Annotated in this window: 8 protein-coding genes; 6 read left to right on the top strand and 2 right to left on the bottom strand. The window is 55.5% G+C overall.

Translation table 11 applies throughout. From position 1 onward, the window contains the following. Positions 1 to 113 precede the first annotated feature (113 nt). Positions 114 to 434, top strand: a complete 321-nt coding sequence (locus QGT73_RS17575) for an N-acetylmuramoyl-L-alanine amidase (protein WP_425278417.1) — start codon at positions 114 to 116, stop codon at positions 432 to 434. Here the strand turns inward: QGT73_RS17575 and trxA are convergent. Together trxA and dnaE are read right to left on the bottom strand one after the other, a co-directional pair. Continuing rightward, entirely contained in the window at positions 431 to 751 is a 321-nt protein-coding gene (trxA, locus tag QGT73_RS15835; protein ID WP_280123092.1) for a thioredoxin, read from the bottom strand. The genes QGT73_RS17575 and trxA overlap by 4 nt on opposite strands. A gap of 51 nt (positions 752 to 802) precedes the next feature. Continuing rightward, positions 803 to 4,615, bottom strand: coding sequence for a DNA polymerase III subunit alpha (gene dnaE / locus QGT73_RS15830; protein ID WP_280123091.1), 3,813 nt, complete (start codon positions 4,613 to 4,615; stop codon positions 803 to 805). 266 nt (positions 4,616 to 4,881) lie between these two features. Between dnaE and dapA the strand changes: the two genes are divergently transcribed. The 5 genes from dapA to QGT73_RS15805 all read left to right on the top strand — a co-directional run bounded on the left by dapA (position 4,882) and on the right by QGT73_RS15805 (position 11,138). Continuing rightward, a complete protein-coding gene (gene dapA / locus QGT73_RS15825) occupies positions 4,882 to 5,769 on the top strand; it encodes a 4-hydroxy-tetrahydrodipicolinate synthase (protein WP_280123090.1) in 888 nt (295 codons plus the stop codon). 231 nt (positions 5,770 to 6,000) lie between these two features. Next, positions 6,001 to 6,789: a polyprenol monophosphomannose synthase gene (locus tag QGT73_RS15820; protein WP_280123089.1), complete on the top strand. Its 789-nt coding sequence runs from the start codon at positions 6,001 to 6,003 to the stop codon at positions 6,787 to 6,789. Continuing rightward, positions 6,786 to 8,117 carry an amidohydrolase family protein gene (locus QGT73_RS15815; RefSeq protein WP_280123088.1) on the top strand — a complete coding sequence of 444 codons (1,332 nt, stop codon included), beginning with the start codon at positions 6,786 to 6,788 and terminating at the stop codon, positions 8,115 to 8,117. Before QGT73_RS15820 ends, QGT73_RS15815 begins: the two co-directional genes overlap by 4 nt. Positions 8,118 to 8,274: 157 nt before the next feature. Next, positions 8,275 to 10,122 carry a 2-oxoacid:acceptor oxidoreductase subunit alpha gene (locus QGT73_RS15810; RefSeq protein WP_280123087.1) on the top strand — a complete coding sequence of 616 codons (1,848 nt, stop codon included), beginning with the start codon at positions 8,275 to 8,277 and terminating at the stop codon, positions 10,120 to 10,122. 2 nt (positions 10,123 to 10,124) lie between these two features. Continuing rightward, positions 10,125 to 11,138, top strand: coding sequence for a 2-oxoacid:ferredoxin oxidoreductase subunit beta (locus QGT73_RS15805; protein ID WP_123617308.1), 1,014 nt, complete (start codon positions 10,125 to 10,127; stop codon positions 11,136 to 11,138). The last annotated feature ends 286 nt before the right edge of the window (positions 11,139 to 11,424 follow it).

The raw sequence follows: 11,424 nt of genomic DNA, 5'->3' as shown, positions 1-11,424 counted from the left end.
TTTGCTCATGGTTATTCATGGTTTGTTTGACGACACCAAAAATAACTAATTAGGGCTGACTCCTGCAAATGGTAATCGACTTTTGTCGCTTGCCTTAGCAAGAATCAGCCCTAATTTTTCAATCGCTCAAAAAAAGTTTAGCGGACAGTAATAACATTATATATCTCGACGGCTCGATACACCCGGGCCGAAGCCTCGAACGTGCCGGTGCGCATTGCCGCGGCTACAACTCCTCGTCCATCGGCATCGCCTACGTCGGAGGTGTCGAAACCGACTGCTCCACCCCGGCCGACACCCGCACCGAAGCGCAGAAAACCGCCCTGCGCACACTCGTGGCGAGTCTGCGTGAGCGGTTTCCCGGAGTGACAGTCCACGGCCACAATGAATTTGCGGCCAAGGCCTGTCCCTGTTTTGATGTCAGTCGTTCTCTTTAGAGAGCGAGGAGCTCGTCGATGCGTGCCTTGAGAGCGTCCTTCTGCTGCGCGCCGGCCATGCGGAGGCTTGCAACCTGCTCGCCGTTCTTGAAGAACAGGATGGTAGGAATCGACATGATGCGATACTTCATGGCCAGGTCGTTCTCCTCCTCGATGTTATACTTTCCGATGACGGCCTTGCCCTCATACTCCTGGGCAAGCTCCTCGACGATGGGCGACATGCGCACGCAAGGACCACACCAGGTAGCCCAGAAGTCAATCACTACGGGCTGGCCCGATGCGATAATCTCATGTACGTTCTGATCAGTAAAAACCATAGTTGTAATAATGTTGATTGTTATGAATTATGTTAAAACGTCAGTAATTGTTCAGTCATTTATCGTATAGCTTATCTGCTCGTCATCCAGAGCATCGACAAGCGCGCGGGTAATGTGTATGCGCCGCCCCGACGACATGTGAAGCACACGGTTGATGCCGGGGTCAAACACACGGAAGGCGAGTTCGCCCGTAGGCACTCCGTCGGCCGCCGAGGCTTCCTCGATAAGATTTTTGAGAAATCCGTTCATACGCTTGGTCTCGATGTCGATGGTGATGTTTCTCACCAGTTTGCCCTTCATATCCTGAAGAAGCTGCATCGTCTTGATGTTGAAGCGTATGTCGGAGTTGGCAAACCGCCGCTGGAACTGTCCCGAGATAAGTATCGGGGTCCCGGGCACGCCATAGTTGTGAAAGTCGATGTAAGTCTGGCCGAAGAGCATAAACTCGGTGCTCCCCGTGTAGTCCTCGATTTTCATGATGCCGAAGGGGCCGTTCTTGCCCTGGCGTGTCTGAAAGTCAATGACCATGCCGCCGAGCTTGACATCCATACCCTCGACAGGCTCCATCTCGGAGAAATGCTTGACGGTGCAGCCCGTGCCGTGGGTCAGCTCCATATAGTAGGGGTCGAGCGGATGGGCCGAGAGATACATGCCCACCAGTTCACGCTCCTTCTCGAGCTTGGTGGCCATGGGCCACTCGGGGGCGGGAGTGACGGGCGGACGGCCGGCTGTGGCCATATCGGCGTCGTCACCGAAGAGCGACATGGCCGACGACATCTTGTCGTTGTGAAACGCCTGTCCGTAACGCACCAGCACTTCGCTGAAGGCTTCTCCCTTGGCGTTCTCGCCGAAAAAGTCCTCGCGCTTCATGCCGTCAAAACTATCGAAGGCACCGGCAAGCACGAGATTCTCAAGCGTTCGGCGGTTGACAGTGCCCGAGGGGACTCGCTCCACAAATTCATAGACCGACTCGAACGGACCTCCGGCGTCACGCTCAGCAATGATGGACTTGACCACTCCCTCACCCACGCCCTTGATGGCCGCGAGCCCGAAGCGTATGTCACCCTGCTTGTTGACACCAAACTCCATGAAACTCTCGTTGACATCGGGACCGAGCACACGTATGTGCATGCGCTTACACTCGTCCATAAAGCCCGTGAGCTTGGTGATGTCGGAGCGGTTGCGGGTAAGAATGGCCGCCATGTATTCCGACGGATAGTTGGCCTTGAGCCATGCCGTCTGAAACGCCACCCACGAGTAGCACGTGGCGTGACTCTTGTTGAACGCATAGGAGGCAAACTTCTTCCAGTCGGCCCATATCTTCTGGAGCACCTTGGGGTCATGGCCGTTGGCCTGGCCTCCTTCCATAAATAGGGCCTCCAGCTCGTTCATCTTGTCGATGAGCTTCTTGCCCATCGCCTTGCGCAGCGAGTCGCTCTGGCCGCGGGTGAAGTTGGCCAACAGTCGCGACAGAAGCATGACCTGCTCCTGATAGACGGTCACTCCATACGTGTCCTTGAGATATTTCTCCATAATGGGAATATCGTAGGTGATGGGGCTGCGACCGTGCTTGCGGGCGATGAAGTCGGGTATATAGTCCATAGGGCCGGGACGATAGAGGGCATTCATGGCTATGAGGTCCTCAAACGTCGAGGGCTGCAACTCGCGCAGATATTTCTGCATGCCGGCCGACTCAAACTGGAATGTACCCGTGGTGTTGCCCTGACAATACAGCTCGTAGGTCTTGGGATCGGCGATGTCGATGGCGTCGATGTCGACGTCAATGCCGCGGGTCTCCTTTATATTATGTATGGCTTCCTTGATTATTGAAAGTGTCTTCAGTCCGAGGAAGTCCATTTTTATAAGTCCGGTGTCTTCTATGATGGAGCCTTCATACTGGGTCACGATCATCTTGTCGTTGCCCGACGCGCCGGGATTCTTGTCGACCGCCGTAGCCACAGGCACCCAGTCGGTGATGGGGTCGCGACATATGATGACGCCGCAGGCATGCACGCCGGTGTTGCGCACATTGCCCTCGAGACGGCGGGCATACTCGAGTGTCTCGGTGATGAGCGGATTGCGCGAGGAGAGCTCGGGCGCGAACTCGGGCACAAACTTATAGCAGTTGTTGAGATTGGTCTTGAGAGTCTTGCCGTCGGGTCCGTCGGGCATACGCTTGGGCACGAGGTTGGCCAGACGGTTGCTCTCGGGCAACGGCAACTGCTCCACACGCGCCACATCCTTGATGGCCGACTTGGCCGCCATGGTGCCGAAGGTTATGATGTGGGCCACCTTGTCCTCGCCATATTTGTCGGTGACATAATGGAGCACATCGGCGCGGCCGTCGTCGTCAAAGTCGACGTCGATATCAGGGAGCGATATACGGTCGGGGTTGAGAAATCGCTCAAACAGCAGGTCATATTTGATGGGGTCGACCTGCGTGATGCCGAGACAGTAGGCCACAACACTTCCGGCCGCCGAGCCACGGCCCGGGCCTACCGACACGCCGAGCTCCTTGCGGGCCACATTGATGAAATCCTGCACGATAAGGAAGTAGCCAGGGAAACCCATCGTCTTCATTATATACAGTTCGAAGCGTATGCGTTCCTCAAGCTCGGGGGTGAGCGGCGACCCGTAACGACGGTCGGCTCCCTCATAGGCGAGTTTGGCCAGATAGTCGGCCTCAAACTTTATGCGGTAAAGCTTGTCATAGCCGCCCAGCTTGTCGATTTTGGCCTGAGCCTTCTCGGGGCTGAGCACCACGTTGCCGTTCTCGTCCTGCGTGAACTCGTCAAAGAGGTCTTTCTCGGTAATGCGCTGACGATACTCCTCCTCGGTGCCAAACTCCGCGGGAATCTCGAAGAAGGGCATGATGGGGGCATGGTCGATGGAATATATCTCCACCTTGTCGAGAATCTCCATTGTGTTGGACAACGCCTCGGGCAGATCGGGAAACACCGTCGCCATCTCCTCCTGACTCTTGAACCACTCCTGCTTGGTGTAGCGCATGCGGTCGGGATCGGAAAGATAGTTGTTGGTGGAGATACATATCAGACGGTCATGCGACTCGGCATCCTCGGCATTGATGAAATGAGAGTCGTTGGTGGCTATGATTTTGATGTCGTGCTTACGTGCCAGTTCGATGAGCACGGGATTGACACGCTCCTGCTCGACATAGGTGTCGCGGTTGGCTCCTGGCATGTCGGTCTTGTGACGCTGGAGCTCTATGTAATAGTCGTCGCCAAATGTGTCCTTGAACCATTTGACCTGCCGGTCGGCCTCCTCGAGCTGCCCGGTGGCTATGAGACGCGGTATCTCGCCGCCCAGACACGCCGAGCACACTATCAGCCCCTCGCGATGGGCGGCAAGGGCCTCCTTGTCGGTACGCGGATGGTGATAGAAGCCTTCGGTATGGGCCTGCGACACTATCTTGATGAGATTTTTATAGCCCTTGAGATTCTTGGCAAGCACCACCAGGTGACGCCCTTTGTCCGACTTGTCGCTGCGGTCGGTGAGTGACCCTTTGGCCACATACATCTCGCAGCCGAATATAGGCTTGAACTTCAGCTTGCGCTCATACTTGGCTATCTCGGCCTCCACTTCTGGACGCAGAGCCTCGCGCTCGCTCTCGGGAGCATCTTCCAGACGCTTGCGCGCGTCCTCGATTTTACCCTTGTATTTCTTCTTTACTTTGCCCACATAGTTAGCCAGCTCCTTGATGCCAAACATGTTGCCATGGTCGGTCAAAGCGAAGCCCGGCATATCGAGGGCCATGGCCTTGTCGACAAGACCCGTCACCGAAGCCTGTCCGTCAAGCAGCGAATACTGGCTGTGGACATGAAGATGTATAAATGGTGGTGTCATGGGTTCAAAGTTACGCATTATTCCCCAAACATACTACCAAAAATTTGCTAAAATTTCCCCCCTGGCATGAGACGAAGAAATTACGTCACTCATTTCCACTGCACGCAAGAAGCAAAGGTCGGCATATTACAAAAAGGATAGTAATTCCTGAAAAAATTATAAACAAGCATGCTATACGCGCTCCTTTGTTCTTATTTTTTTGCAATAGTTCGGTTTTTTCTATAATTTTGTCGTGATTTACCCAAAATTCAAGAATTTTTCTCTTTATGGAGACTTCACGTTTACGTGGCATGGGCGTAGCCCTCACCACTCCATTCAAGTCAGACGAGTCAATCGACTATGACGCGCTCGACTTCCACATCGACTATCTCGTCGAGTCGGGAGCCGATTATATAGTTGCGCTCGGCACTACGGCCGAGACACCAACCCTTAGCCGCGAAGAGAAAAAGAAACTTGAGAAACGCATCCTCGACCGTGTGGCAGGCCGCATCCCCGTGGTAGTGGGCATCGGCGGCAACAACACCCGTGCGATAGTCGAGGAGATAGCCGACACCGAACGTATCGAAGAGTTTGCAGCCATACTCTCGGTCGTACCTTATTATAATAAGCCGACCCAGGAGGGCATGTATCGCCACTTCTCGGCCATAGCCCGTGCATGCCCCATCCCCGTGATACTTTACAATATCCCCGGCCGCTCGGGCGTCAACATGGAGGTCGACACCATCATACGCCTCGCCCGCGAATTTCCGGGCAAAATCATAGGCGTGAAAGAGGCGTCGGGCAACATGGAACAGGCCTCGCTCATCATCACCCGCCGCCCCGAAGGCTTCCTCGTACTCTCGGGCGACGACTCGCTGGCCCACACCATGATAGGCAAAGGGGGCGACGGGGTCATCTCTGTGCTCGGCAACGCCTATCCGCGCGAGTTTACCGAAATGATACACCTCAGCCTCGACCCGGAGCGTCACGACGAGGCCACCCCGCTCCACCAGCGTTTCTCGGCCCTCTACTCGCTGCTGTTCAAGGACGGAAATCCTGCCGGCATAAAATGCCTGCTCCACCACATGTTCCCGGCCTACTCCGAGGTGTTGCGTCTCCCTCTCGTCCCCGCCACAGACGCTACACGCACAGCCCTCGCCAAAGAGCTGCTATGACTGTAATACTCTAACTCCCCCCCGAGAATCTGAACGCAGTCAGAAAGAGATTTCTTTGCACAAATCGGAAAAACATTCTAAAATCACCTCCTTATTTAGAAAAATCTCACTCCCCGCCGACTTAATAAAAGAGTCTTTTAGCATCTCTCGTGCTATTTGGCTCTTTTAATTTTATTTTTTCCTCTTAAATGTTTGGATTTGTGCTTTATTTACTAAATTTGCAACCAAAACATGAATCGTTCCACCATGACGGGCACAAGTCCAATAACAACAGTAAGGTCTGACAGTCTTGTCATCATCCCTACCTACAACGAGAAAGAGAATGTCGCGGCCATCATCGCGGCGGTCTTAGACCTGCCCGTGGCCTTTGACATCCTCATCATCGACGACAATTCACCCGACGGCACCGCAGACATAGTGAAAGGTTTGATAGCCAAACATCCGCAGCGTCTGCACATCGTGGAACGCAAAGGCAAGCTCGGACTCGGCACCGCTTATATAGCAGGCTTCAAGTGGGCTCTGGAGCACGGATATGAATACATCTGCGAGATGGACGCCGACTTCTCCCACGCCCCCGCCGACCTGCCCAAGCTGCGTCAGGCCTGCAAGGACGGAGCCGACGTAGCCGTAGGCTCGCGCTATCTCACCGGAGTCAATGTGGTCAACTGGCCGATGGGCCGTGTGCTGATGTCATATTACGCATCGGTCTATGTGCGCACCGTCACCCGCATGCCCGTACATGACGCCACCGCCGGATTTGTGTGCTACCGGCGCAGAGTGCTCGAGGCTCTCCCGCTCGACAAGATACGCTTCAAGGGCTATGCTTTCCAGATAGAGATGAAATTTCTGGCCTACAAATACGGATTTCGCATCACCGAGGTGCCCATCGTGTTTGTCAACCGTGTGCTCGGCACCTCCAAGATGAGTTCGGGCATCTTCAGCGAAGGATTTTTCGGAGTCATGCGCCTGAAATGGAGCAGCCTGTTCACAAAATATCCCGATTACAGCACAAAGCAATGAGCACCATACTGTTTCACAACGCAATGCTCGTCAACGAAGGCTCCGTGACACACGGATGGCTCCTCACCGATGGCGACAAGATAACCCGCATAGGTCACGGCGACCTGCCCGAAGGCGTGACCGCCGACGAGATAAACGACTGCGACGGAGCATACATAATGCCCGGAGTCATTGACACACACGTGCATTTCCGCGACCCGGGACTCACCGAGAAGGCCGATATGTCCACCGAGAGCCGCGCGGCTGTGGCCGGGGGCGTGACATCGTTTATCGACATGCCCAACACCAAGCCCGCCACAGTGAGCATGGAGGCTGTCGAGGGCAAAATGGCCCGCGCCGCCGAAGTATCGGAGGCCAACTATGGATTTTTTATCGGTGCGACCAACGAAAATCTGTCAGAACTGATGTGGGCCGACTATTCACGCGTGGCCGGCATCAAACTGTTTCTCGGTTCGTCGACCGGCAACATGCTTGTCGATGACGACACCACTCTTGCCACACTCTTCGCCAAGGCCCCGGCCCTCATAGCCGTGCACGCCGAGGACGAAGCCATCATACGCGCCGCCCGTCAGCAACTCGAGGCGCAACATCCCGAGGGTGTGCCCGTGGAGATGCATCCCGACATGCGTCCGCGCCAGGCGTGCATAGCCGCCACCCGCCATGCCATCGGGCTGGCCGAGAAAGGTGGCGCGCACGTACACATATGCCACATATCCACAGCCGAAGAGCTGCAGCTCATAGCCGAGGCCAAAGCCCGCGGGGTCAATGTCACGGCCGAGACATGCCCGCAATATCTGCTCTTTGACCGCAACGATTTCGCCACTCTCGGTGCGCGCATCAAGTGCAATCCGGCCATCAAGGAGCCTAGCGACCGCATAGCCCTCCTGCGCGAACTGCGTCCTGGAGGCGTCATCGACACCATAGCCACCGACCACGCGCCTCATCTGCCCGCTCAGAAGGAGGGCAACGCCGTGACCGCAGCCTCGGGCATGCCGATGGTGCAGTATTCGCTGCCCGCCATGCTCGACCTCATGTCGTCCGACCCCGACGCCGAGGGGCTCGACATAGCCCGCATAGCCGAGCTGATGTGTCATGCTCCGGCACGGCTGCTCGACATCGACCGGCGCGGCTATCTGCGCGAAGGCTATCACGCCGACCTTGCCATAGTGGCCCCGGTGGAGATGCCCGGCCGACGCGTCACCGACGCCGACGTCAAGAGCCGCTGCGGATGGACTCCGCTGGCCGGACGCTCGCTCTCATGGGAGGTGAAGCGCACTGTGGTCAACGGTGACACCGGCCCGCAGCCTCTCACATTCAACAGACGATAAATTTATCGTAACATAAAACCTCTAATACCAACCATCAAAAATCTTAAATCTCTCAACAAGAACAACAACCGAAGTCTAAAAAATCAATCCAAATCATCAACGTTTCACGTAAAGAAAGCAAATAATCAAGTAAATACATATAGATAATATTCCGGTTATGTTAGACAAAACAAACGTAAAGACCCTCGACAAAGTTGTAGTGCGTTTTTCCGGCGACTCCGGCGACGGCATGCAGCTTGCAGGCAATCTCTTCACCAACGTTTCGGCCGGGCTTGGTAACTCAGTGTCCACCTTCCCCGACTATCCGGCCGACATGCGTCCGCCACAGGGATCTCTCAGTGGAGTCTCTGCCTTCCAGGCAAGTGTCGGTAAAGGCGTACACACTCCCGGCGACCAGTGTGATGTACTTGTAGCCATGAACCCCGCCGCTCTCAAGCGCGGATACAAAAACCTCAAGCCGGGCGGCGTAATCATCGTCGACATCGACTCGTTCAACGAAGCCGGCCTGAAAAAAGCTCTTTTCGAGACCGACGAGCCCTTCAAGGAACTCGGCATCAATGCCCAGATAATCGAAGCTCCCGTCACATCCATGACCAAGGACGCCCTTGCCGACAGCGGCATGGACCAGAAGTCGGTGCTCAAGTGCCGCAACATCTTCGCCCTCGGCCTGGTGTGCTGGCTCTTTGACCGCCCCATCGAAGGCGCGCTCAAGCTGCTCAAGAATAAATTTGCCAAGAAACCGGCCATCTACGAAGCCAACTCCAAGGTGATACAGGCCGGATATGACTACGGCCACAACATACACGCCTCGGTGTCGACATTCCGCATCGAGAGCGACAATGCCCGTCCCGGCGTCTACACCGACGTCAACGGCAACACCGCCACCGCCTTGGGCTTTATCCTCGCTTCTGAAAAAGCCGGACGTCCCCTCTTCCTTGGCTCCTACCCCATAACCCCCGCCACCGACATACTCCATGAGCTGGCCAAGCGCAAAGACCTCGGAGTAAAGGCCTGTCAGATGGAGGACGAGATAGCCGGCGTATGCTCCGCCATCGGCGCGTCATTTGCAGGCGACCTCGCCGTGACCTCAACCTCAGGCCCCGGCCTCGCGCTCAAGAGCGAGGGTATCGGTCTGGCCGTGATGGCCGAGCTGCCGCTGGTAATCGTCGACGTGCAGCGCGGCGGTCCCTCGACAGGTCTCCCCACCAAGACCGAGCAGACTGATCTCATGCAGGCTCTCTACGGCCGCAACGGCGAGTCGCCTCTGGCTGTCGTAGCACCCGTGTCGCCCACCGACTGCTTCACCATGGCCTTTGAGGCCTCGCGCATAGCCATCGAGCACATGACCCCGGTGATACTTCTCACCGACGCCTTCATCGGCAACGGTTCGTCGGCCTGGCGCATACCCGAAGCCGAGGATTATCCCGAAATACGTGTGCCCTACGTAGCCGAAGAGGCCCGTGCCGCATGGAAGCCCTATCACCGTGACCCCGAGTCGCTCAGCCGCTACTGGGCAATACCCGGCGACGAAGGCCTGCAGCATCGTCTCGGCGGTCTCGAAAAGGACTCCGACACAGGCGCGATATCCAACGATCCCGTCAACCACGAGAAGATGGTGCTCCTGCGCCGCGAGAAAATCGAGCGCATCGCCAATTATATACCCGAGCAGGAAGTGCTCTGCGACACCGAGGCCGACACTCTCCTCGTAGGCTGGGGCGGCACATACGGACATCTCCACCAGGCGGCCGACGACCTCAACGCTGCCGGCAAGAGAGTGGCTTTCACACAGTTCCGCTACATCAATCCGCTCCCCAAGAACACCGCCGAAATCCTCGGACGCTACAAGACCATCATCGTGGCCGAGCTCAACACCGGCATGTTCGCCGACTATCTCCAATCAAAATATCCCCACCTCAACATCCGTCGCATCAACAAGATACAGGGCCAGCCCTTCCTCTCGCAAGAAATCGTTGACGGTGTAACCAAAATCATGGAGGGCAAATAATCATGGAAGACATCAAATACACCCCCGCAAACTATAAGAGTGACCAGGCTGTACGCTGGTGTCCCGGCTGTGGAGACCATGCCATCCTCAACACACTCCACAAGGCCATGGCAAGCGTAGGAGTACCTCCCCACAAGATGGCCGTAATCTCAGGCATCGGATGCTCGTCGCGTCTGCCCTACTATATGAACACCTATGGCTTCCACACTATCCACGGACGTGCGGCAGCCATCGCGACCGGCTTCAAGGTGGCCCGTCCCGACATGACCGTATGGCAGATCTCGGGCGACGGCGACGGTCTCGCCATCGGCGGCAACCACTTCATTCATGCCATACGCCGCAATGTCGACATCAATATCCTGCTTTTCAACAATAAAATCTACGGTCTGACCAAGGGTCAGTATTCGCCTACCAGCGACCGCGGTTTTGTGTCGAAATCATCGCCCTACGGCACCACCGAGGACCCGTTTATCCCGGCCGAGCTCGTATTTGGCGCACGCGGCAACTTCTTTGCCCGCTCCATCGACGTAGAGCTTCAGACCAGCCAGGAGGTGCTCACCGCCGCCCAGCAGCATGCCGGCACATCGGTGGTGGAAGTGCTCTGCAACTGTGTGATCTGGAACCACGGCATACACAACGACATCACTGACCGCGAGCATCGCGCCGAGCGTGTGATCAAACTCGTGCACGGCGAGAAGATGCTCTTCGGCAAGGACAAGGAGTATGGTCTCGTACAGGACGGTTTCCTGCTCAAAGCCGTAAAGGTCGGCGAGGAGGGCTATACAATGGACGATGTGCTCGTTCACGATGCCCACACCCAGTCTAACTTCCTCCACCAACAGCTCGCTATGATGGACGGCCATTCGCTCCCTCTCGCCATCGGCGTGATACGCGATGTGGAGTCGCCCGTCTATAACGAGGAAATCGAGAAGCAGGTGGCTGAGGTTCGCGCCCGCAAGAACTTCTCGTCGCTCCGCGACATGGTCATGGCCGGTGAGACCTGGACAGTAGAATAATTGCCTCCAATTAAAGGAGATACATAAGGACAAAAGTCTCGAAAGCAACAAAAGTTTTCAATTACTTTGCTGAAAAGTTTTATGCAGGTAATTGAAAACTTTTGTTGCTTTTGAGACTTTTGTCTTTTTATAAACAGTTTTCGTATTTATTCAACCTATATTTTGCGATAAAACATACGCTAAGTATGTTTTATTAAAGAATTAATGCAATGAAATCCATTTTCAAACGTTATTGTCTTACATATACTTATCTCTCCAATTATGTCAAGACAAGCAACGAAGATAA

It is taken from the genome of Duncaniella muricolitica (assembly GCF_910574735.1).
Taxonomy (GTDB): Bacteria; Bacteroidota; Bacteroidia; order Bacteroidales; family Muribaculaceae; genus Duncaniella; species Duncaniella muricolitica.
Note: the sequence above shows the minus strand (reverse complement) of the source record. Positions and strands in the feature narration are given on the sequence as shown.

Bases quoted from the DNA above. Each gene is read 5' to 3' on its own strand.
- trxA (WP_280123092.1), bottom strand. From the start codon at position 751: ATGGTTTTTACTGATCAGAACGTACATGAGATTATCGCATCGGGCCAG.
- dnaE (WP_280123091.1), bottom strand. From the start codon at position 4,615: ATGACACCACCATTTATACATCTTCATGTCCACAGCCAGTATTCGCTG.
- dapA (WP_280123090.1), top strand. From the start codon at position 4,882: ATGGAGACTTCACGTTTACGTGGCATGGGCGTAGCCCTCACCACTCCA.
- QGT73_RS15820 (WP_280123089.1), top strand. From the start codon at position 6,001: ATGAATCGTTCCACCATGACGGGCACAAGTCCAATAACAACAGTAAGG.
- QGT73_RS15815 (WP_280123088.1), top strand. From the start codon at position 6,786: ATGAGCACCATACTGTTTCACAACGCAATGCTCGTCAACGAAGGCTCC.
- QGT73_RS15810 (WP_280123087.1), top strand. From the start codon at position 8,275: ATGTTAGACAAAACAAACGTAAAGACCCTCGACAAAGTTGTAGTGCGT.
- QGT73_RS15805 (WP_123617308.1), top strand. From the start codon at position 10,125: ATGGAAGACATCAAATACACCCCCGCAAACTATAAGAGTGACCAGGCT.